This window comes from Mesorhizobium sp. B2-1-8, assembly GCF_006442545.2.
Lineage (GTDB): Bacteria > Pseudomonadota > Alphaproteobacteria > Rhizobiales > Rhizobiaceae > Mesorhizobium.
Window position 1 is genome coordinate 5,881,568 of record NZ_CP083952.1, and the last position, 21,848, is coordinate 5,903,415.

Consider the following 21,848-nt stretch of genomic DNA (forward strand, 5'->3'; position numbering starts at 1 on the left):
CGATGCCGCCCTCGACCGCTTGCGCGGGCAGTTAGAGGGAGGCCTTGATCTTTTCGGCCACCTCGGGAGAAACCCAGGCTTTCCAGATGTCCTCATCGTTTTTGAGGAAATGCTTGGCGCCGTCCTCGCCGGTCGCCTGATTGTCCGTCATCCAGGCGATCAGCTTGTTGACGGTATCGTTCGACCATGCGCGCTTGTTCAAATAGTCCATGATTGCCGGACCGGCGCGATCGGCGAAAGTCTTGCTGACAAGCGTCTGCACGTCGTCTGCGGGCCATGCATTCGGCTTTGGGTCGGGGCAGTCGCCGATCGATGTGCAGCGCTTCCATTCAGCTGCATCATAGTCAACTCCATACCCGAGCTTGACCATCGGGTACTTGCCGAGGAGCGAGGTCGGAGCCCAATAGTAGCCGACCCAGGGCTGCTTGGCCTCGTAGGCTTTCGCGATCGAGCCATCGAGCCCGGCCGCGGATCCGGTGTCGATCAGCGTGAAACCGGCTTTCTCTCCACCGAACGCCTTGAAGAGCTGCGTGGTTACGACCGTACCGCCCCAGCCTTGCGGACCATTGTAGACGGCACCCTTGCTCTTGTCCTCCGGAGCGGGAAAGAGTTCGGGATGCTTGAAAAGGTCGGGGATCGTCTTGATGTCAGGATGTGCCTCGGCGACGTATTGCGGAATCCACCAACCTTGGATCGCCCCGTCGGAAAGGATTTTCGATGCGGCTATCGCCTTGCCTCCGTCCAGAGCGCTTTTGACCAGTTCCGGCTGCAGGCTGACCCAGGCCTCGGGAACGATATCCGGTTGCCCCTTGCCGGCGAGCGAGGTCAGGGTTGGCACGGTGTCGCCGGAAACGATTTCAGCGGAACAGCCGTAGCCCTTCTCCAAGATGAATTTGTCGAGACTGGCCGCCACGTCAGCGGATTGCCAGTTCATCGTGGCGATTGTCACTTCGCCGCATCCGGCCGCAAGCGATGCCGATGCCATCGACAGAAGGCCGAGGGTTGTTCCGGCGAGGCATGCAACAATGTGTCTGTATTTCATTTCTTCCTCCCAAGCGGTTGATGCAGACTTCGCTATTTGACGACCACCGCCTCCTCAAACAGCTATCGAGAACAGCGCCAGCTTTCGTCTATGAAAGCCTTCCTCCAAGCCGGCGATGGCCGAGGCCGGGCCAACTCCCATTCCCGTTCTCCCAGACTGTTTTTCTCACCCGGCTTGAGGCATGGACAGGCAGATAAGATTCATCGGTGCATTACTTTTTTTGATGATGGCTGCTAATCTTCACATTGCCGTTCGGCATCGACAGGCAAAATGGCTACTCCAGAATGCATGATTTACCTCCTTTGAAATCGTTGCGTGTTTTCGAGGCCTGTATCCGGCTCGGGAACTTTACCCGGGCGGCAAGAGAACTGAATGTCGGCCAACCCGCCATCAGTCACCAGATTCATGCTCTGGAAAGAGACCTCAACGTCCAGCTGTTCGAAAGGAAGGGCTCGCTCACGGTGCCAACTGCCGAGGCGCTGTCGTACTACCAGACGATAGCGAACGGCCTCTCGGATATGGCCAGGGCGAGCGCCAAGCTCCGAAGAAATAATCGACAGGATGCCCTGACGCTCGCGACCTATCCGGGCATTGCCATGTTCTGGCTTATGGCGCGTCTGGAGAGAGTCAGGCGCCTCTATCCCGATCTGGCTGTCAGGGTAACGACGGCGGAACGCGATCAAGACATTCCGTTGGAGGAGGTGGACTGCGCTATTCTTTTTGGCAGCGGCGATTGGTCAGGGTACGAAAGCCGCTTGCTGATGCAGGAAATTGTGGTTCCGGTGGCAGCGCCCGCTCTCGCTTCGCGCCTTGCCGGCGTTTCTCGCGCCGAAATGCTCGCTCAGGGGCCTTTGATCCACCTTGAGGATCGAGAACAGCGCTGGTTCACTTGGTCGGACTGGCGGGACCTAAGGTCGCCGGACAGTCAGAGTATCAATGCTGGCATCACAGTGACCAACCATGGCATTGCCATTCATCAGACTTTGATGGGGTACGGAATTGGGCTGGGCTGGAGCGGCGTGATCGACGAGATGATCGCGAATGGGCTTCTGATTGCAATGGATCCAGAACCGATCTCATCCGAACGAGGGTATTTCTTGGTCGCACGGCAGGATTTTCTGGATAGCAAGATCGGAAGGCTTGTGATCCAGTCCTTGGTCGATAAGAAGACGACATCCCAGGGCAACTCATTGTGAAGTTCGTGTCTGTTTGTAAGCTGCCATATCGCCGCTTTTCACTTGGCGTAATGGTATCGAGCCGCCTGTTCGATGACCTTCGCCGATCAAACCATCCGAGTGCGGCGTTCATTCACGGGCATATCCAAGCCATCCAATCGGTTGCGCAGTAGCGATCCGCAATATTGAGCTATTGGAAGGCGGATTGCTTGAGCGCGCGCGAGATCGCGCCCTATTTTCAGATTGCGAACCCTTGAAGATATCCCGTCAGTCGGAGAGTTCCGCGGCGCCTACAGCATGTCGCGGCGAATAGGATTCGCCCGACCTGCTGTAAGCTTCTGATTTTATGCATGTCGTTATCCAAGAACCGAGGACACTTCCGGGCGACATGCATTAACAAGCGTAGGGAGCAGGGCCCCGTTAGCGGGGTGATTACTACGCTGTAGTCGAGCCGCAGGCCTCGTGGCAGGGCTTGGATGGGATGTCGGCCAGTGACATCGTGGAGTTCAGTCGCAGTCTCTTCGACGCGCTCGAACCGTCTGCAATCCAGTTCATCCTGAAGACGAGAGGATACGCGGCGTGCACCACGTCATCTGGTGCGACAGGCCCTCGAGTAGCAAGGCCGACGGCCGCGGCGCGGCATCTTACGGCGACAAGGCGATCGACCGTTCGTCAGGCGGCACCGGCACTTCGGCTCGCATGGCGCAACTTCATGGGAAAGGCCGACTGAAGGTCGGCGACACCTTCCGCCAGGAAAAACGTCCCGAAACTTCTGCATTCCCCGGCCCTGTAGCCATGCTGTCGGTCTCATCCCCAGCCTCCTTTGGCTGGCGATAAAACCGGACAACTCATGTGCTACCTAATCCGGACAACTCATGTGCTTACGACATGTGGCCACGGGACGACTTGACGGACTCACCGGTAGGTTTAATTTGGTGATCGTTCTCATGTGCCTAGCCGTCCTTCCCTGTGGCTTGGTTGCATCAACGGCGGTGATTCGGGAAAATCACCGCCGTTTGCATTCAGATAGAAAACCCAGCTAGCAACCCTAAATTTCCTTTGGTGCGCGGTTCCGTTCCACTACCGCCAGCAGATTGTACAGATGGTTTTCAATGAGCAGCAGGGTTGCGGGCTTCCCGCATACCACAGCAGCCATAGCGAAGCCGCCCATCAGTCCCAAGACGGTTCCAAAAATAGTTCCTGGTGCCGCAATGTGACAAGCTGGCGTGCCGCTTTGAATGGCACCTGGGCCATGACCATGCTGGAAGACAAACCGATCCGCCAGAGATAGTCTCAACTCCATACTGCGACACTCGCGCCCGCGATTGCTACCAACCACGATTTAATCAGCTTGCGCTAAAGTGGCTCCGAGGCATGGCTGTTTTCGCTCCCCTTTGGATCAAACCGTTGAATACCGTTGAGGCCCTCGCTCGGAAGGAACTGTTTAGTCCCGGCATCGGCAAGCGCTCCACGCCATTCTTTCTACTTTGGAGCAAATGGCAGACCAACTCAACTATTCGTTGATGCGCTTTTGCATCGGAGTGGACGACGGGTCGATGCCTTTGCCGAGCCTGTCGAACTGCTTCTTCTAGGTGCCTGAAGTGGTCTGGCCTAAGTCGCCCATCGGCTGCTTAAGATTGCGCTTTATGGTGGAGAGGTCGGCGCTTATCGAGATTAAGAGGTTGTCTGTCTTATCCCCCATCACCTCAACGGCCATCCTGCTCGAGCAGGCCGGCCCATGCCGCTTTGTTCGGCATGGCGCGGATAGGCCTTCGTGCGGCAAGCAGGCTGGCGCGACGTAAGGATCCGAGAAGTCGTAGCGCGCCGCGTACCGCGGCCCCGCAATCCTGCTAGCGAAACTTCGCATTTCCGGACACTTCAAATAGTCAGCGATACGCCGCCGCCCAGCCGCGGGCACGGCACGGGCGAGAGCTTAGGCCATGATGCGCGCGCTGATGGTTGTGACCGCGTTGATAACAGCTGCTGGTTGGCGGCCACCACGGCGCCCATCTCGACACTGCCGGCAGGCGCTCGGCGTGGTGCAAGGATGTCCCCATCCACTTCTTCGTCGGCGGCGCCGAGGACTGCTTTCGGCACCATGGTCGATCTGCCGGCCCAACTAGAAGGCCACAGCGATCGACAAGCAACTGGTCTTGCACACGCCCTCCTGCGGGCGGTGCGTTGTGAGCGCTGGCATCCACTCGATTCTTGCTGAAATTCCGGCTAGCTTGGGCGACAGATGGCTCAGTTCTGGTCGGTGAATCACCATAAGACCGCCAGTCAAGAGATTGATAGGCAGCACCTTTGGTCCCCCAAGACCAAGAGCAATGGCGCGCGAAATGAGGTCTACAACAATATGGGCCGTGCGACGCCCGGCGACCGATCAATTGGCTATATGGGCAGGATAGCGGAATTCGCCTTCACCGCTCCGAAACCAATGGAGTTCGGAGACACCGGAACTTTTTGGAATCACGAGGGTGATTTCTGCCGACCTTTTGGATACCACATTCCTTCGATCCTTCCCAAATCGACAACAGCGAGTCTCGGCCCGCTGCTGCCGAGGCGATATTCGCCAACTCAACAATCAGAAAGCCTATCTGACAAGCTTTCCACGGAAGAAATACACATTGAAAATGGCGGCCTCATTTTTCAAAATCAGGATGATTTCGAAGCCGGCGCGTCGCTCACGGTCCTCAAGGCGAGAATTCTAAGAGACGTTCAACAATGACCCAGCACGCAGAAAACGCTCGAATTCTCATGTACAGCCACGACACGTTCGGGCTCGGCCACTTGCAGCGCTGCCGGACTATCGCGCATTCGCTGGTCGAGGATTTCCGCGGACTTCAGGTGCTTATCATTTCGGGTGCGACTATCGCTGGCGCCTTCGACTACCGCGCCCGTGTCGATTTCGTGAAGATCCCCAGCGTCATCAAGTTGCGCAACGGCGAATACACCTCGCTGGAAAAGGATATCGATCTGCATGAGACGCTGAGGCTGCGCCAGTCGATCATCCGCCACACAGCCGAGACCTTCCGGCCGGATATCTTCATCGTCGACAAGGAACCGCTCGGCCTGCGCGGTGAAATTGAGGATACGCTGTCCTACCTCAAGACGCGGGGCACCACGCTGGTGCTTGGCCTGCGCGAGGTGATGGATGCGCCGCACCTGCTTGAAGCAGAGTGGGCGCGCAGGGATGTGATGCGCAAGATAGGCCTGTTCTACGACAAGGTCTGGGCCTATGGGCCGCCGGATTTCTACGATCCGTTGACCGGCTTGGATGTGCCGCCGGCTGTCAGGGCAAAGATGAGTTTCGTCGGTTTCCTGCAACGGAGCCTGCAGCGGAACGAGTTGCCCGGCCACCGGCCCGAGGGCGACTATATCCTCATTACCACCGGTGGCGGCGGCGACGGTGCCGAATTGATTCACGACGTCATCGATGCCTATCAGCAGGATCCGCGATTGCAGCACAGGGCGCTGATCGTGCTTGGGCCTTACATGCCGGCGCGCAAGCGCAACAAGCTGCTCAAGAAGGGGTCCAAGATCCCCTACATCAAGATCATCGAGTTCGACAACCGCATGGAAGACCTGATTGCCGGCGCCAAGGCGGTAGTGGCGATGGGCGGTTACAACACCTATTGCGAGATATTATCTTTCGACAAGCCGGCGCTGATCGTGCCGCGCATCGAGCCCCGCCAGGAACAACTGATCCGCGCTCGGCGCGCAGCCGAACTCGGCCTCATCGAGATGCTTTTGCCGGAGGAAGCCAAGGACTCCCAGCGGTTTGCCAATGCACTAGTGGCGCTGCCGGGCCGGTCCCGCCCCTCACAGAGTAATCCGCATCTGACGCTGGAAGGGCTGCCTCATATTTCCGAGATTGTCGCGGAACTGCTCGCCCGGCGGGCCGGCCATCACCTTTCGGTCATTGAAGGAATCAACTGACTTGCAACATCGCAAGATCGTCGTGGTTCTGAAGGGCTATCCGCGGCTGTCGGAAACTTTTATCGCGCAGGAACTGCTCGGTCTGGAACGCGCGGGATTCGACTTGATACTCGTCGCGCTCAGGCGGCCCACCGACGCAAAACGCCACCCCGTGCATGACGAGATCAAAGCGCCCGTCCACTACCTGCCGGAATATCTGCACGACGAGCCGCTACGCGTGCTTCGCTCGCTGTTTGCTTATTTGCCGCGGCCGGGCTTCTGGCGCGCGCTCGGATCGCTGGCCGCCGATATCCCCCGCGACTTTACGCGCAATCGCGTACGCCGCTTCGGGCAAGCACTCGTGCTGGCGGCCGAATGGCCGGAAGATGCGGGATGGTTGCATGCACATTTCGTGCACACGCCGGCATCGGTGACGCGCTATGCCAGCCAGCTTCGTAGCCTGCCCTGGAGCTGCTCAGCCCATGCCAAGGACATCTGGACTTCGGCGGACTGGGATCTGGCTGGCAAACTTTCCTCGGCGCGCTGGACAGTCACCTGCACGAAGACCGGCTTCGATCGTCTGAAAAAGCTCGCCAACGGCAACTCGTCTGTGCATCTGAGCTATCATGGGCTCGACCTTCATCGCTTCGGCAGTTTCGGCGAGGCGCGAAAACAGCATGACGGCTCGGAGCCGAGCGGACCGGTTGTCGTTCTGAGTGTCGGGCGCGCCGTCGAAAAGAAAGGTTACGATACCTTGCTGGAGGCCCTTGCCCTCTTGCCTGGCGATTTGGCCTGGCGTTTCGAGCATATCGGCGACGGCGAGGAACTGGAACGGCTCAAGGCGCTGGCGCAAAAGCTCGGCCTCGATGATCGCGTCTCTTGGAAAGGCGCGCTTGCGCAGGAGCAGGTGCTTGAGCACTACCGCTGCGCCGACATCTTCGCCCTGGCCTGCAGGATCACGGCAAATGGCGACCGGGACGGTCTGCCAAATGTTCTTGTGGAGGCAGCTAGCCAGCGGCTTGCCTGCGTGTCCACCGATGTTTCTGGTGTGCCGGAGCTTATATCGCCGGATGAAACCGGGCTGCTGGTACCGACCGGTAGCCCAATTGCCCTGGCACAAGCGCTGGAGCGCCTGATCCGTGATCCCGTGCTGCGCGCCCGCCTCGGCGACGCCGCAGAGCGGCATGTGCGCGGCAATTTCGATCATATGGCGAGCATTGGACAGCTCAAGGAACTGTTCGAGCGCGAGTGGCGGGCCGCCGATTGAAGCAGCTGCGTGCCTTCCTCTATGTCCAGCACCTGCTCGGTATCGGCCATCTCGCACGCACCAGCCGCGTTGCGGCGGCTCTGGTCGATGACGGGTTTGACGTAACCGTCGTGACCGGCGGAGCTCCGGTCGCGGGGTTTCCGGGACTGGGAGTAAAATCTGTCACCCTGCCACCTGTTACCTCCGGCGATGAAGTATTTTCCGGACTTGTCGACCTGCAGGGCAAACCCATCGACGATGATTTCAAGAAACGGCGTTCGGAGATGCTGCTGCAGGCATTCAGGGATTGCGGGCCTGATATCGTCATTGTCGAGGCGTTTCCATTTGGACGTCGGCAGATGCGTTTCGAACTCTTGCCGCTGATCGAGGCCATCGACGCAATGTCGCCCAGACCGCTGCTGGCGACGTCCGTCCGTGATATCCTTCAGGAGCGCGTCAAGCCGGGCCGAAATGAGGAAACGGTTGATCTTGTCAATAGGCATTTCGATCTGGTTATGGTCCACGGCGACCCGGCTTTCGCAACCATCGACAAGACATTTCCCCTGGCCGGGGCGATCAAGGCCGAGGTCACCTACACGGGGCTCGTTGCCGCGCCGTCGTCGCCCGCGGCCTCCGAGCGCTTCGACGTTCTGGTGTCAGTTGGCGGCGGAGCTGCCGGAAAGAGCCTTGTCAGCTCCACCATCGCAGCGGCGCGGAGTGCCAACAACGGTTGGAAATGGTGTTTGATCACCGGCCCAAACCTGCCGAAAGACGAGTTTGACGCGATCGCACGCGATGTCACGCCGGGCCTGTCGATCTTCCGGTTCCGCGAAGATTTCGCCAGCCTGCTGACCGGCGCCCGCCTGTCAGTCTCGCAGGCTGGTTACAACACGGTCTGCGATGTCCTGCGCGCGGGTTGTCGCTCCCTGCTCGTCCCATTTGCAACCGGCGGGGAAACAGAACAAACGGTTCGCGCCCTGAGGCTAGAAGAACTCGGTCTTGCGACGGTTGTGATGGAAAGGGACTTAACGCCTGAAGGCTTGGCGCAAGCGATCAAAGAGGCGCTTGTGGCACCGAGACCATCCGCGCATCGTCTCGATCTGGAAGGCGCCCGCCACTCGGCGCAAATCCTGCGCGAGCGGTATCGAACATGGCCCGTAAAAAGGGGACCGGATTTCGGAAAAGTACATGATCAAACGGACGATGCATCCTAGAACGGTTTATCGTTTCACGGAAACGCAGAACCGCTCTATCTCGTGCGACGCGGTTCAAGCCGTTGTTTTTATGTATGTCGTAGTCCCAAAACCGCTACGCAATTTTTGGGCGAAATGCATTAGACAGTTCCGATCAGCATGAAGCGCGTATAATTTTTTGTCGGCAGTTCGCCGGAGAACCGCACCTGCCGTAGCGCCGCCATTGCTTCGAAGGCTGCCAGCGAAGCCACGCAGTTGACGTGCGTCGGCTCGCTGAAATAATCGTTCGATTGCAGCAGAACATTCGTGCCCAGCGGAAGCAGAGCAAGCCAGGCGCGCAGATCGGCTATATGTTCGCAGCTCGTATTGACCGTCAGGTCGGGCCGCTCGGCCGCATAGTCGAGTGCATACATATCTGCCGTCAGCGCCCGGAACCGGTCGCCGGCTTCCCGATTGAGGGTCCGGGCGACGGGCGCGACTTCGGGATCGATGTCGATGCTATCGACCGCCGCGATGTCGAAGCGGGCATCGTTGAAAAGCATTGCCGGCAACACGCCATACCAACCACCCAGAACCCATATGCGCCCGAACCGGCCGCCGCAGCTTTCGAACAGCCTATCGAGCGCCCACATCTTGCAGGCGACCTGTTTGTGATTGAAGGCGTTGGCGATATCGGCGTTCGGGTGCTTGGCGATGACGCGCGCCAGCCCTGCCACGAGAGGGTTTTTGACATAGGCCGCAATTCCTCGGGTGAGGTCCAAGGCTTGCTCGTGCCCGTCCATGCCGGCATTGCGCGGTTGCGTGACATCCATCATATTCGCCTTGTATGTTGGGATTTCGGGCGACACAACGCAATCTTGCTGAGCGCAGCACTACTTCCGTGCACTGCAGCTTCGAGCTTGTCATTGGCGACGAAGAAATTGCCGATACGCCATTCGCCAGCAGGTGCTTTTGCATCCATCCTTCCAACTGAGGTCCACAGTCGCATATGGAACCCAGCCTAGCCCGCTATATCTGGATGCACACCAAGAAGCAGCAGGTCTGGATATTGCTGATCGTCGTGCTCTCGATGATCCCGTATTTCATGTCCTTCAACTTGCCGAAGCTCATCGTCAACGGCCCGATCCAAGGCCGCGGCTTCGAGCAACCCGGCGCGACCCTGCCTTTCATGAGGTTGCACTATAACCTGCCGTTTATTGGCGAGGTCCTGTTCTTCTCCGGTTTTCAGCTCGGCCGCAAGGCGACGCTGCTTGCCCTGAGCATCGTGTTCCTCTTGCTGGTCGTCATCAACGGCCTGTTCAAACTCTACATCAACACCTACAAGGGCCGTCTCGGCGAACGCATGCTGCGGCGTATCCGCTTCGATCTGGTCGATCGTGTGCTGCGGTTTCCGCCGATTTACTTCAAGCGGGTGAAATCCGCCGAAGTGGCGACCATGGTGAAGGACGAGGTCGAGCCCTTGGGCGGCTTCATCGGCGATGCCTTCCTGCAGCCGGTGCTGCTCGGCGGCCAGGCGCTGACGGCCATGCTGTTCATCATGGTCCAGAACGTCTGGCTCGGAATGATAGCGGTCGTGATCGTGGTGATCCAGATCGTGCTCATCCCGCGAATGCGGCGGCGGCTACTCGTGCTCGGGCGCCAACGACAATTGACGGCGCGCGCGCTTTCGGGCCGGGTTGGCGAAATCGTCGACGGCATCGGCGCGGTTCACGTCCACGATACGTCAAACTACGAGCGCGCCGACATAGCTGCCCGGCTCGGGCTCATCTTCAAGATCCGCTTCGATCTTTACCAATGGAAATTCATGGTAAAGTTCCTCAACAATTTTCTCGCGCAGCTCACGCCCTTTCTGTTCTACATGATCGGCGGGTATCTGGTCATCGGGGGCCGGCTGGACGTCGGCCAACTCGTGGCCGTGATCGGCGCCTACAAGGACTTGCCCGGACCGATGAAGGAACTGATCGACTGGGATCAGGATCGGCAGGATGTCCAGGTCAAATATCAACAGGTCGTTGAACAGTTTACCGTCGATGACATCATTGCGCCGGGAATCGGAGCACTGACGATCGACGATCCCGGTCCGATGACAAACCCGCTGTCGGCGGTCGGTCTGTCCATGGCAGACGATGGCGGTTCAATGCTCCTCAACCGTATCTCCATGCAGGTCAAGCCGGCTGAGACGGTGGCGCTGGTAAGCACCCCAACAGGTGGAGCGGAGGCGCTAGCAGAAGCCTTCGCGCGGCTGAACTGGCCGGACAGTGGAAGGGTCACTTCGGGCACCGACGACCTGCTTGAACTCCCGGAAGCGGTGACCGGCCGGCGCATGTCCTATGCCTCGTCGGATGTTTTCCTGTTCCAGGCAAGCCTCCGCGATAACCTGCTCTACGGGTTGAAACATGCGCCGCTGACACAGGTGACTTATGACGGTGCCGCGGCAGACCAGCACCGCTGGAACATTGACGAGGCGCGTCGGTCGGGCAATCCGGATCTCGACATCCACAGCGACTGGATCAACTATGCTTCCGCCGGGGCTACCGGACCGCACGACCTCTTTGAAGCCGTGCGCCGGGTGCTCGACGCGGTTCTTCTGTCGCGCGACATTCTGGATCTTGGCTTGCGCTCTTCGGCCGACCTCACGCGTCACACGAAGCTTGCCGGGCGGATCGTCGAACTGCGTGCAGCGCTGCGAACCCGGCTAGAACAGGAAGGGCTGCGCGAACTGGTGGTTCCTTTCGAGCCGGGCGCTTACAACACGGAAGCGACGATCGGCCAGAACCTGCTTTTCGGCGCGGCCGCCGGCCCCGAACTGGCCGACAAGGCTCTGGCGGCCAATCCCTATTTTGCTTCCGTGCTGAAGCAAGCCGGCCTCGACCGCACGCTCTACGAAATGGGCATGGAGATCGCCGAACAGGCGATCGAGCTGTTTGCCGACCTGCCGCCCGATCACCAATTCCTTCAGCAGCTCGCCTTCATGAGCGCCGAAGAGATCCCCACCTACGAGACCTTGCTGCAGCGGCTCAAGAACCGTCCCTACGAGGCGGTTTCGGAGGCCGACCGCGCCATGATTATCACCTTGAGCTTTGCCTATATCGAGCCCCGGCACCGCTTCGGCCTGCTGACCGGCGAGCTGATGAGCAAGATCGTCGCCGCACGCAACCAGTTCTATGAAAACCTGCCGTCCGAGCTGCAAAACGCGATCGAACGGTATGATCCTGCCAAATACATTGCCGCGGCGACCGTCATGGACAATGTCCTGTTCGGGCGTGTAGGTAACAACCATCCCGACGCGCCGGACCGCATACGCTCCATCGTCTATGAAATTCTTGACGAGCTGGGGCTTTATGCCGAGCTTCTGGATGTCGGCCTGGATTTCAACGTCGGCGCCGGCGGCAGGCGGCTGACCGCTGGGCAGCGACAGAAGCTCGATGTTGCCCGGGCCCTGCTCAAACGTCCCGATTTTCTCATTCTCAACCGGCCGCTGTCGGCGCTCGATCAGCGCATTCAGGACAAGGTGCTGCGAAACGTGCTCGAGGAGGCCAGACGCGACAGCCATTCGCCGGCAATTGTGTGGGTCGTGACGAGTCCGGCAATGGCGATAGGGTTCGATCGCGTTATCGTCTTTGACTCGGGTCAATTGGTGGAAGACGGTACACACGAGACACTTTTGGCAGGGAACGGTATTTTCAAGGAACTTCTGTCATAGTCTGGCAGACGCGAATTTAGGAAGGTTTGCGACAATGCTGCTCAAGGATGAAGTTGGAATGCTGCAACGCGTTCCCTTGTTCTCTGGCATTGAGCCGGCAAAGCTCAAGCTGCTCGCGTTCACATCCGATCGCGTGAACTACGGCGCCGGCCAGATTCTTTTCCGGCAGGGCGACGAGGCAGACGCCGCCTATGTCATCCTTTCAGGCAGGGCGGATATTCTGGTCGATTCCGACAGCGGGCCGATAAAAGTTGCCGAACTGCTGCCAAATTCGATCGTCGGCGAGATCGCCATATTGTGCAACAGCTCCCGCACTGCCACCGTCAGAGCGGCAAGTGATCTGGAGGCTTTGAGAATCCGCAAGGATCATTTCCTGAGGCTTATGAAGGAATTCCCGGAAATGACGATCGAGATATTGCGGGTTCTTGCCGATCGGCTGAGCCATACGACCGCGGATCTGATCGACGCACGAACCGCCTAGAGCCACGATGGGCGAAAAGTAGTATGGACGACGATTTTTTCCTGGTCAGATTTTGGGGCGTGCGCGGCAGCATCGCGGTATCCGGGCCAGAATTCGCTCGCTATGGCGGCAACACAAGCTCCATTGAGATGCGATGCGGCAAGCATACGCTTCTGTTCGACGCGGGCTCTGGCCTGCGGGCTGCCGGCAGGGCGTTTCAGGCGGCGGACGTGACCGATTTCGACCTGCTTTTCACCCATTGCCATTACGATCACATCATCGGGCTGCCGGCTTTTGCGCCGATCTTTGACCCGAGTGTCAAGCTTACCGTTTGGTCCGGGCATCTTGCAGGACGCATGACGACCCGGCAGATGATCGATGAGTTCATACGTCCGCCGTGGTTTCCGGTGAAAATGGACGTCTGCAAGGCAAAGCTCGACTGCCGCGATTTCGTGTCCGGAGACGTGCTTCGGCCGCGCGAAGGGGTGGTGGTTCGGACCGACAGCCTTACCCATCCGGGCGGCTGCATAGGCTACCGAGTCGAATGGGGCGGCCGCGTCGTGGCGGTGATCACGGACACCGAGCACGAGACGGGCAAGCTCGATCAGTCGGTGCTCGGCCTGATCGACGATGCCGACCTCGTCGTTTACGATTGCACCTATACCGAGAAGGAAATGGAACGCCGCCGCGGTAACGGCCACTCGACATGGCAACAGGGCGTCAAGCTCTGTGAGGCGGCCGGTGCGCGGGGGCTCGCGCTGTTTCACCACGATCCAGCACGCACCGACGAGCAACTGGACGAGATGGAGAAACTGGCCAAGGACAGGTTTGCCGGCGCGTTTGCCGCGCGGGATGGCCAGACGCTCAAATTTCCAGTCTCATCGCATAAAAAGCGCTGAGCTATTTTCTTCTACCGGCGCTGCGCGCGATCAATGTCCTGATCGGAAGCCATGCGCAGGCTTCAGTCCGTGCGGTGACCGCGAACAGCCGTTCGAGGAAAAGCCATGCCGATTCATCATGTACGAGATGGTGAGTGAGCAGGCCGACCGGTTCGTCGTCGAATGCATGCTGCAAGTGCGCGATGATTGCCTGGACCAATAGGCCGTGATCGCGGCAGCCGCGCGTGCCAGGCCAATCCATGATGTCGACATTGCTGTTGATGACCGCCAGCGAAGCCTGCTTCGGCGGCCCATAGACCGACAATGCCGCAAATCCTATCGATCCAAGGTCGGATACCAGGCCGGCGTCGATCCTGTTCCAGGGGGGCACCAGCATCGGAACGGTGCGCGCGCCGTGCAGGCCGGTTACGTGCGACAGCCCGCCAGCCAGTTCATCGAGCACCGCCTCGCGTGGCCGATGGGCGCCGAGTTCCTGCTTTTTCTGACCCTCGGGCGCATGATTTCGATGCACCCATCCATGGATGGCGACCGTGGCATGCGGCGCCTCGTCAAGCCGGGCGACAAGCTTCTCATCAGTGAGGGCCGGAATGACGGCCAGAGTGACCGGAACCGCGAATTCACCGGTGAGGTCGAGCAGCCGATCAAGCGCAGGCGTCGGATCCACGGCATCATCGTCGCGCAGCCAGAACTCTGCCTTACGACCCGCCCGTTGCCGGCCCGCCAGTTCTTCCACCAAGGGCTGCCAGATCCGATCGGACGATGTCATGAAACCGGGACCTTCGGAAGAAGTTCGGCCAGATGCGCCGCTGCAACGCCGAGGGAACGTTCTTCAAGGATGAAACGTCTGGCCTCTGCAGCCATGGTGGTTCTTTCATCGTTACGGGCCAGAAGCCTTTCAATGGCAGAAGCGAACGCCGCCACATCGCGCGGCGGGGTGAGAAACCCGGTCTGGCCATCTCGCACGACTTCCGGCACGCCGGCGATGTGCTGAGCCACCACCGGAAGGCCGGCGGCCTGTGCTTCAAGATAGGCAACGCCATAGGCCTCGCCGTAACCCGGCCAGACGTAAATTCCTCCGCCATAAAGGATATCCGGCACTGCGGCTGGCTCAATCGCGCCAAGCCATTCGATACGGTCGGCGGCAAAGCCGGCGAATTGCGCCTTGACCTCGTCACGGGCAGGCCCGTCGCCGACGACCGACATGGTCCAGGGCAGGTGGCCGATCAGACCGAGCGCTTGTGCCAGCATGCGATAGCTTTCGACTTTGTCGCCCGGGCGCATCATGGCAACGGCAACGAGGCGCGTTGGACAACCTCGTGCCGGCATCTCCTGGAATACCGATGTGTCGATAAAGGGCGACAGCATATCAACAGCGACCCCGGGTATCGCATCTGCCAGTCCCCGACGATCCCTTTGCGTGAAGCAGATGTTCAGTGCCGCCTGTTCGACGGCGCGCACCACCAACGCTTGCGTATCGGCCCACAAACCGGCATTGCGCCGCCTCGAATAGGAGGCTTCCGCCGTCACATATGGGACAGCAAAGGTCGACGCCAGCTCGGGCCCGATCAGGTCGGGCGCTTTGTAATAGGGATGATAGCAGAACCATAGATCGGGCTTGCCGTCACGATCCCAAAGTCTGGTCAGTCGCGCGGCTTCCTCTCGGGCCTCTATCTTGAGCGCATCGAAACTTTTCGGCTCCGGTTCGCGTAGATAGAAGCGCAATTCGGATGCCAGTTCGACGCTGTGTCCTCCATGCTCCAGCGCCTTGACCAGCGTGCGTGCCATCTGGCGGTCGCCGGAGGCAACGGAATGATTGGGCGACTTCAGCGGTGCGTAGAAGGCAATTCGCATTGCGCGACCCTATCATCGGAAAGCATGCGCAAGTCAATTTCGAACCATCATCGACTTCACCTTCAAGCAGTGGAATGTGCTATCTGATGCTCATGGAAACAGCTGCCGCGTCGGACCCGTTTGTCGCTTCTCTGCCGGTCTTCGCAAAGTTCGAAAGCGTTGCCGATATCGACAACTATCGGCCTCTCCCCGATGGCTGGGCGCTGGCCACCGCCGACATCGTCGGCTCGACAAAGGCGATCGAGACTGGACGCTATAAAACAGTCAATATGGCTGGCGCCAGTGTCATTTCGGCCCTGCTCAATGCGCTGGGTCGGCAAGATCTTCCCTTTGTCTTCGGCGGCGACGGCGCGCTCGTCGCATTTCCCGGCTCGGCGGTGGAGACCACCCGCAACGCGCTGGCGGCTGTCCAGAGATGGGTGGCGGACGAACTGGACCTAACCCTGCGTGCCGCAATCGTGCCTATAAAGGATATTCGAGCGCAAGGCCTCGACGTTCGCGTGGCAAGGTTCCAAGCATCCGATGCGGTCTTCTATGCCATGTTCGCCGGCGGTGGCGGCAGTTGGGCGGAAGCCGAGATGAAAGCGGGGCGCTACCGCGTCGATCCTGCGCCGGCCGGCGCACGGCCGGATCTGACCGGCCTCTCCTGCCGCTGGAACCCGATCGAAACCCGGCATGGCGAAATCGTCTCGATCATAGCCATACCGGGGGCGTCGCGCGACCTGCGCGGTTTTCAGTTTCTGGCATCCGACATCATCGCCCTTGCCGGCAGGCAGGAACGCGATGGCCACCCTGTGCCGGTGAACGGGCCGGATTACAGCTTGCTGCCCGCCGGCCTCGATATTGAGGCGCGGGCCACGGCGCCGGCAGGACGGCGGTGGCTGTCGAAGCTGTGGATAGTGTTCCTGATGACGCTTACGGCCGTCACCGACAGATATGGCTGGACGATCGGCAGTTTCGATCCGAAGATCTACAAACGCGACGTGGCCAGCAATTCGGATTTCCGGAAATTCGACGACGGCTTGAAGATGACCATCGACGTTGACGCTGATGTGTTGCAACGGATCGAGAACCGGCTGAAACAGGCGGAAGAGGCGGGCATCTGCAACTATGGCCTGCACCGCCAGAAATCGGCCTTGATGACATGCCTGGTCGCCTCGCCGCTGCAGCGCGATCACGTTCATTTCATAGATGGTGCCGCCGGCGGCTATGCGATGGCTGCCGCAAGTTTGAAGGCAAAGTTGCCGGTCTGATGACGGCTTGCGAGAATCCATTTTCCGCAATATGCCCCGGCCATGGCTCCTGGGACCATGGTAAGCCGCGCCTGGTAGCGGCCAGCCTATCCGAATTGACGGGAAAGCAGTTTTTTGGACGCTTCACGATCGGCATATGACCGTCTGCTGAACCGTATCTCGACGCACGCCGCGCGAGTCGGCGTGATCGGATTGGGCTATGTCGGGTTGCCGCTGGCAATCGCGGTCGCACGCGCCGGCTTCCCGGTTTTCGGCTTCGATATCGAAGCCCAGAAGGTTGAGAGCCTGAACAACGGCCAATCCTACGTTGAGGCGGTGACGTCGACAGCCCTTGCCGGCCACGTGGCGAGTGGACGGTTCCGCGCCACGGCGGATTTTGCCGAACTGTCCGTCTGCGATATCATCATCATCTGCGTTCCGACGCCGCTGACGAAAAACCGTGAGCCGGACCTCTCCTTTGTCAGGAACACGACTGGCGTCATCGCAAAGCATCTGCGTCTCGGCCACCTCATCGTGCTGGAATCTACCACCTATCCCGGCACCACCGACGACGTGATCAAGCCCATACTGGAAGAAACCGGTTTGCAGTCGAAGATAGACTTCTTCCTCGGCTTCTCGCCCGAACGCGAGGATCCCGGCAACCGCAACTTTGAAGTCGCGACGATCCCCAAGGTCGTGGCAGGTGACGGCATCGAAGCTGCGACGCTCGTGCAGGCTTTCTACCAAGGCGTGGTCAAAACCGTCGTTCCGGTTTCCAGCACGGCGACCGCCGAGGCAGTCAAGCTGACGGAAAACATCTTCCGTTCGGTCAACATAGCCCTCGTCAACGAATTGAAGGTCGTGCTCGGGGCGATGGGCATCGACATCTGGGAGGTGATCGAGGCGGCCAAGAGCAAGCCCTTCGGCTACATGCCTTTCTATCCTGGCCCCGGATTGGGCGGGCACTGCGTTCCGATCGATCCCTTCTACCTGACGTGGAAGGCGCGCGAATACGAACTGCCGACCCGCTTCATCGAGCTGGCGGCAGAGATCAACACTGCTATGCCGCGTCATGTGGTCGATGAACTGGCGAAAGCGCTGGACCGGCGCTGCGGCAAGGCGCTCAGCCGCTCGCGCATTCTCATCATCGGGCTCGCCTACAAGAAGAATGTGCCCGACATCCGCGAAAGCCCCTCATTGCGGCTCATTGAACTCATCGAGGAATGGGGCGGCAGGGCGGAATTCCACGATCCGCATGTTCCCGAGATCCCGACCACAAGAGAGCATATGGCGATCAAGGGGCGCCGCTCGGTCGAATTGACCGAGGCGGCCTTGAAGGATTTCGATGCCGTCGTCGTTGCAACCGACCATGACGCGATCGACTATCAGACAATCGCTGATCACGCCCTTCTGATCGTCGACACACGCAATGTTTTTGGCCGTCTCGGGCTGCTCCGAGAGACGGTGGTGAAGGCCTGACGGCGTCCCAGCCGGCAAATTTTTTGCCCGATGCCAGGATCGTGATTGCACTCCGGCCGCGGCTTCGCCACATAACGCCACAAGACATGAATGCAGTTAAGCCTGTCCCTTGGTTGCAAGGACAGTCATTCGGGAAATTCCTTCGCCGTTCTGCCGTCGAAGCCGACGTCGTTGACTTTGGGGTATCTTTGGGTCGCCGGCGGACTGTATTATGGCGGATCGACGGATAATGGCTCCGTCTTCGACGGGTTTCGAGGTGGTATGAGCACGGCGCAAGCAGAAATTTCCACAATTCTCATGGATAAGGTTGCCGACTGGCTGACTCAGTCGGCGCTGGCGGGCAATGAGCTGGAAACATTGGTAAAGGGGTTTTGCGAACGGCTGGCTGCTGCCGGCCTGCCACTGAAGCGGGTGCATTTGAGCTTTTCGATGCTTCATCCGCTTTATGACGCGCTTGGCTTCACCTGGATTCGCGGCCAAGGCATGGAAGTGGAAGGCTTCCGCAAAAAGGACGGCGTTCATTCTGACAGGTTCCTGACCAGCCCATACTACTATCTGCTCAGCAACAAGCTCGACCATCTGCGGCGCCGGCTCGACCCGTCGGTCCCGACGGAATTTCCTGTTTTCGATGAACTCAGGCTTATGGGCGTGACCGATTACATGGCTTTCGTCCATCCCTTCAACGGCAATACCAGTCAGGGCATGATCGGGTCCTGGTCCACCGACAGTGCTTCAGGTTTCAGCGAGAGCATGATTTCGGCGCTGCTGCGTATCCAAAACCATCTCGCCATCGCAACCAAAATGGCGGTGCTCACCAAGTTGGCCGACAACATGATGACCACTTATCTCGGCGGCGACGCCGGCAGACGCGTGCTGGACGGCCAGATCAAGCGCGGCGAGGGCGACACAATCCGGGCCGCACTGGTCATGGCCGATATGCGCGGGTCAACAAGGCTTGCCGAAACTTCCGGCCGCGAAATCTACATCGATACGCTGAACCAGTTTTTCGATGCCATTGCTACACCTTTCAATCGCAAAGGCGGGCAGATCATGAGTTTCATAGGCGATGGCTTCATTGCCGTCTACCCTTGCGAAAGACATCGCTCGCATTCCGAGACCGCCTGCCAGTCTGCTCTGGCGGCAGCGCACAAGGCCACTGCGCGCATGGTGGATCTCAATCTGCGAAGGAAGGAAAAGGGGTTGTCCGACATAAAATTTGGCATCGGCCTGCATGTCGGCAACGTGATGTTCGGCAATGTCGGGCTTACCGACCGGCTCACATTCTCTGTCTTCGGCTCGGCTGTAAACGAGGTCCAGCGCCTCCAGACCCTGACCAAGAAATATCCGCACCGCGTTCTCGCCAGCAAAGACTTCGCCAGCTATTGCGGCGCCAGCAGCTGGCTGACGCTCGGCAGCGAGGAACTGGCGGGGATCAAGCAGAAGCTGACGGTGCTTTCACCCGATCTGTCGGGCGCTCTCGCACTCGATGAAGACGGTGCGCTGGAGCCGATTTACGACCGGAGATCGGAGGCCGAGCAGGTCATGCTGCTTCATCGCGATGCCGCACGGCAGTCGGCGGGCGACCCGAGGAAGCTCCAGTAGCCCACCCCAATCTGATCCGAACGCCTTTGGTAAGCAGTCCGGTCGCCGGTTCCGCCGCCGGCGACCGTGTCGAATCCAAGTTGCTCTAGACTGGCAATGCGCTAGTCTCTCGCTTTCTGCACGTTGCCAGAGTGGGGCTGGTGTGAGAATGAATTCGGGCGTTGATCTACTACGGGTCGAAGATCTTGGCATCTCTTTTGCCATTATCGGGGGACCGTTGCACGCCGTCAGGCGTGCAAATCTTCGCGTCCTTCCCGGCAAGGTCACCGCGCTTGTGGGCGAGTCCGGTTCCGGAAAATCGGTTCTTAGCCAGGCAGTGATGGGCATTTTGCCGAACACCGCCCATGTTCGTGGCCGTATCCTGTTTTCCGATCCTGAAAAGCCCGGCACGACACAGGATATCCTGCAGATGCCACGTGATGGACCCGAAATCCGGGCGCTGAGAGGCAGCCGCATCGGCAAGATCTTTCAGGAGCCGATGATATCGCTTTCGCCGCTGCACACGATCGGCAACCAGGTCAGCGAATCCCTGCAGATTCATACGCCCATGGCTCGGGCGGAGCGCAAGGCGCGGACCGAGGAAATGCTCAGCCTTGTCGGCTTTCCCAATCCCAAGCGCGCCTATGACATGTATCCGTTTGAACTTTCGGGGGGATTGCGTCAGCGCGCCATGATCGCCATGGCGCTTATCTGCCGGCCCGCCCTGTTGATTGCCGACGAGCCGACGACGGCGTTGGATGTCACCATCCAGGCGCAGATCCTGCAATTGCTGCGCGGGCTTCAGAGCAAGCTGAATATGGCGATGCTGCTGATCACGCACGACCTCGGCGTTGTCGCCAATGTCGCCGACGAGGTGGTGGTCATGTACCATGGCGAGATCATGGAAGCGGGACCTGTCGAGGCGATATTCCGCCGGCCAGGTCACCCTTACCTAAAGGGCCTGATGGCGGCCGTTCCGCATTTCGACCTGAAGCCGGGCGAGAGGCTAAAGGCGCTCCGCGAGGTGCCGGTGAACGTCGGCACCCTGCTGGGCAAGCAGACGGCGCCGGCATCGAAAGGACCGGACGACATCCTGTTGTCGGTCAGGGATCTGACAAAGGTTTTTACCATCCGCAAGTCCGGATGGTTCGGCGGGGATCGTCAAACCTCTGTTCGCGCCGTGGACGGCGTGAGCTTCGATATCAGGCGGGGCGAGTGCCTGGGCCTGGTCGGCGAAAGTGGTTGCGGCAAAACCACCGTCAGCAAGATGCTCATGCGGGCTGTCACGCCTAGCGGCGGCTCTGTGATCTTCAATGGCCGCGATGGACCGATCGACGTATTGGGAGGCGACAGAGACGCCCTGCGCCTGCTGCGCGCGAAAATCCAGATGGTCTTTCAGGATCCGGTTTCGTCGCTTTCACCTCGCATGACGGTGGAAAATATCTTGAGCGAGCCGCTGGAAATCCATCAACGTGGCAATGCCGCGTCCCGACTAGCCACCGTCAAGAGCCTGATGCAGGCAATCGGGCTCGATCCGCGCTTCATCAAGCGTTATCCCCACAGTTTCTCCGGCGGGCAGCGTCAGCGTATCGGCATCGCGCGCGCGTTAGCCCTGGGGCCAGAACTCCTGATCTGCGACGAGCCGGTTTCGGCGCTCGATGTCTCTGTCCAGGCGCAGATCCTAAACCTCCTGAAGGACCTGCAGAAGGAACTGGGCCTGACCTACCTGTTCATATCCCACAATCTGGCGGTGGTGGACTACATGGCGGACCGCATCGCGGTGATGTGCGGCGGGCGTATCGTCGAGCTTGCGCCGCGCGAAATTCTGCTCAGGAAACCGGTCCACCCCTACACGCGCTCACTGGTCGCCGCAGTCCCTTTCCCCGATCTCGACCGGCCGATGGATTTCAAGACGCTGAAGCTCGGCGGCGCTTCCGACGCCAGCGCATGGGGACCGCAATTCCACGACGAGGGCGAAGAGGATACGCTGTCGCCGATCGATCTTGGCGGCGGCCACCTCGTGCTGGCCCGACGTTTGGCCGATGTCAGTGAGTTGCGCCATTGATCAG

The 21,848-nt window shown here is 59.6% G+C and carries 17 protein-coding genes and 1 pseudogene; 13 read left to right on the forward strand and 5 right to left on the reverse strand.

What is annotated here, in order from left to right; genetic code table 11:
- Window positions 1–31: 31 nt before the first annotated feature.
- On the reverse strand, window positions 32–985 hold the full coding sequence (locus FJ970_RS28940; protein WP_140757055.1) for an ABC transporter substrate-binding protein: 954 nt from the start codon (window positions 983–985) through the stop codon (window positions 32–34).
- Between the two features lie 302 nt (window positions 986–1,287).
- On the opposite strand from FJ970_RS28940, the gene FJ970_RS28945 reads away from it, so the two are divergent.
- On the forward strand, window positions 1,288–2,238 hold the full coding sequence (locus FJ970_RS28945; RefSeq protein WP_227791948.1) for a LysR substrate-binding domain-containing protein: 951 nt from the start codon (window positions 1,288–1,290) through the stop codon (window positions 2,236–2,238).
- 406 nt (window positions 2,239–2,644) lie between these two features.
- Window positions 2,645–2,973 (forward strand): annotated as a pseudogene (locus FJ970_RS28950) (proline racemase family protein); the annotation flags it as partial.
- Between the two features lie 292 nt (window positions 2,974–3,265).
- On the opposite strand, the gene FJ970_RS28955 reads toward FJ970_RS28950, so the two are convergent.
- The gene (locus FJ970_RS28955) at window positions 3,266–3,520 is read right to left on the reverse strand and encodes a hypothetical protein (protein WP_140756800.1); all 255 of its coding nucleotides are present in this window, start codon (window positions 3,518–3,520) and stop codon (window positions 3,266–3,268) included.
- A 936-nt stretch (window positions 3,521–4,456) separates the two neighbouring features.
- Here FJ970_RS28955 and FJ970_RS28960 point away from each other — a divergent pair.
- From FJ970_RS28960 to FJ970_RS28975, 4 genes are read left to right on the forward strand one after another with little or no spacing between them, the layout of a single operon-like run.
- Window positions 4,457–4,945 (forward strand): hypothetical protein, encoded by a 489-nt coding sequence (locus tag FJ970_RS28960; protein ID WP_140756798.1) that lies wholly within the window; start codon window positions 4,457–4,459, stop codon window positions 4,943–4,945.
- On the forward strand, window positions 4,942–6,156 hold the full coding sequence (locus FJ970_RS28965; RefSeq protein WP_140756796.1) for a glycosyltransferase family protein: 1,215 nt from the start codon (window positions 4,942–4,944) through the stop codon (window positions 6,154–6,156). Before FJ970_RS28960 ends, FJ970_RS28965 begins: the two co-directional genes overlap by 4 nt.
- A gap of 1 nt (window position 6,157) precedes the next feature.
- Entirely contained in the window at window positions 6,158–7,402 is a 1,245-nt protein-coding gene (locus tag FJ970_RS28970; RefSeq protein WP_140756794.1) for a glycosyltransferase, read from the forward strand.
- Window positions 7,399–8,595, forward strand: coding sequence for a glycosyltransferase family protein (locus FJ970_RS28975; RefSeq protein WP_140756792.1), 1,197 nt, complete (start codon window positions 7,399–7,401; stop codon window positions 8,593–8,595). Before FJ970_RS28970 ends, FJ970_RS28975 begins: the two co-directional genes overlap by 4 nt.
- 119 nt (window positions 8,596–8,714) lie before the next feature.
- Here the strand turns inward: FJ970_RS28975 and FJ970_RS28980 are convergent, their stop codons facing one another.
- Window positions 8,715–9,386: a class I SAM-dependent methyltransferase gene (locus FJ970_RS28980; RefSeq protein ID WP_140756790.1), complete on the reverse strand. Its 672-nt coding sequence runs from the start codon at window positions 9,384–9,386 to the stop codon at window positions 8,715–8,717.
- A 176-nt stretch (window positions 9,387–9,562) separates the two neighbouring features.
- On the opposite strand from FJ970_RS28980, the gene FJ970_RS28985 reads away from it, so the two are divergent.
- The 3 genes from FJ970_RS28985 to FJ970_RS28995 are packed head-to-tail and all read left to right on the forward strand — an operon-like array spanning window position 9,563 to window position 13,636.
- On the forward strand, window positions 9,563–12,277 hold the full coding sequence (locus FJ970_RS28985; RefSeq protein ID WP_140756788.1) for an ABC transporter transmembrane domain-containing protein: 2,715 nt from the start codon (window positions 9,563–9,565) through the stop codon (window positions 12,275–12,277).
- A gap of 34 nt (window positions 12,278–12,311) precedes the next feature.
- The gene (locus tag FJ970_RS28990; protein ID WP_140756786.1) at window positions 12,312–12,758 is read left to right on the forward strand and encodes a cyclic nucleotide-binding domain-containing protein; all 447 of its coding nucleotides are present in this window, start codon (window positions 12,312–12,314) and stop codon (window positions 12,756–12,758) included.
- 23 nt (window positions 12,759–12,781) lie between these two features.
- Complete coding sequence (locus tag FJ970_RS28995; protein WP_140756784.1) at window positions 12,782–13,636, forward strand: MBL fold metallo-hydrolase; 855 nt, start codon at window positions 12,782–12,784, stop codon at window positions 13,634–13,636.
- A 1-nt stretch (window position 13,637) separates the two neighbouring features.
- On the opposite strand, the gene FJ970_RS29000 is transcribed toward FJ970_RS28995, so the two are convergent.
- Window positions 13,638–14,402, reverse strand: coding sequence for a polysaccharide deacetylase family protein (locus FJ970_RS29000; RefSeq protein WP_140756782.1), 765 nt, complete (start codon window positions 14,400–14,402; stop codon window positions 13,638–13,640).
- Entirely contained in the window at window positions 14,399–15,487 is a 1,089-nt protein-coding gene (locus tag FJ970_RS29005) for a glycosyltransferase family 4 protein (protein WP_140756780.1), read from the reverse strand. The genes FJ970_RS29000 and FJ970_RS29005 overlap by 4 nt, the downstream gene beginning before the upstream one ends.
- 92 nt (window positions 15,488–15,579) lie before the next feature.
- Between FJ970_RS29005 and FJ970_RS29010 the strand changes: the two genes are divergently transcribed.
- The 4 genes from FJ970_RS29010 (at window position 15,580) to FJ970_RS29025 (ending at window position 21,844) form a co-directional block, all read left to right on the forward strand.
- On the forward strand, window positions 15,580–16,740 hold the full coding sequence (locus tag FJ970_RS29010; RefSeq protein ID WP_140757053.1) for a DUF3095 domain-containing protein: 1,161 nt from the start codon (window positions 15,580–15,582) through the stop codon (window positions 16,738–16,740).
- 114 nt (window positions 16,741–16,854) lie between these two features.
- Window positions 16,855–18,198 carry a nucleotide sugar dehydrogenase gene (locus FJ970_RS29015; protein ID WP_140756778.1) on the forward strand — a complete coding sequence of 448 codons (1,344 nt, stop codon included), beginning with the start codon at window positions 16,855–16,857 and terminating at the stop codon, window positions 18,196–18,198.
- 261 nt (window positions 18,199–18,459) lie between these two features.
- The gene (locus FJ970_RS29020) at window positions 18,460–19,800 is read left to right on the forward strand and encodes an adenylate/guanylate cyclase domain-containing protein (RefSeq protein ID WP_140757051.1); all 1,341 of its coding nucleotides are present in this window, start codon (window positions 18,460–18,462) and stop codon (window positions 19,798–19,800) included.
- A gap of 148 nt (window positions 19,801–19,948) precedes the next feature.
- Complete coding sequence (locus tag FJ970_RS29025) at window positions 19,949–21,844, forward strand: ABC transporter ATP-binding protein (protein ID WP_140757049.1); 1,896 nt, start codon at window positions 19,949–19,951, stop codon at window positions 21,842–21,844.
- The last annotated feature ends 4 nt before the right edge of the window (window positions 21,845–21,848 follow it).

Bases quoted from the DNA above. Each gene is read 5' to 3' on its own strand.
- FJ970_RS28940 (WP_140757055.1), bottom strand. From the start codon at position 985: ATGGCATCGGCATCGCTTGCGGCCGGATGCGGCGAAGTGACAATCGCC.
- FJ970_RS28955 (WP_140756800.1), bottom strand. From the start codon at position 3,520: ATGGAGTTGAGACTATCTCTGGCGGATCGGTTTGTCTTCCAGCATGGT.
- FJ970_RS28960 (WP_140756798.1), top strand. From the start codon at position 4,457: ATGGCTCAGTTCTGGTCGGTGAATCACCATAAGACCGCCAGTCAAGAG.
- FJ970_RS28965 (WP_140756796.1), top strand. From the start codon at position 4,942: ATGACCCAGCACGCAGAAAACGCTCGAATTCTCATGTACAGCCACGAC.
- FJ970_RS28980 (WP_140756790.1), bottom strand. From the start codon at position 9,386: ATGGATGTCACGCAACCGCGCAATGCCGGCATGGACGGGCACGAGCAA.
- FJ970_RS28985 (WP_140756788.1), top strand. From the start codon at position 9,563: ATGGAACCCAGCCTAGCCCGCTATATCTGGATGCACACCAAGAAGCAG.
- FJ970_RS28990 (WP_140756786.1), top strand. From the start codon at position 12,312: ATGCTGCTCAAGGATGAAGTTGGAATGCTGCAACGCGTTCCCTTGTTC.
- FJ970_RS28995 (WP_140756784.1), top strand. From the start codon at position 12,782: ATGGACGACGATTTTTTCCTGGTCAGATTTTGGGGCGTGCGCGGCAGC.
- FJ970_RS29000 (WP_140756782.1), bottom strand. From the start codon at position 14,402: ATGACATCGTCCGATCGGATCTGGCAGCCCTTGGTGGAAGAACTGGCG.
- FJ970_RS29005 (WP_140756780.1), bottom strand. From the start codon at position 15,487: ATGCGAATTGCCTTCTACGCACCGCTGAAGTCGCCCAATCATTCCGTT.
- FJ970_RS29010 (WP_140757053.1), top strand. From the start codon at position 15,580: ATGGAAACAGCTGCCGCGTCGGACCCGTTTGTCGCTTCTCTGCCGGTC.
- FJ970_RS29020 (WP_140757051.1), top strand. From the start codon at position 18,460: ATGAGCACGGCGCAAGCAGAAATTTCCACAATTCTCATGGATAAGGTT.
- FJ970_RS29025 (WP_140757049.1), top strand. From the start codon at position 19,949: ATGAATTCGGGCGTTGATCTACTACGGGTCGAAGATCTTGGCATCTCT.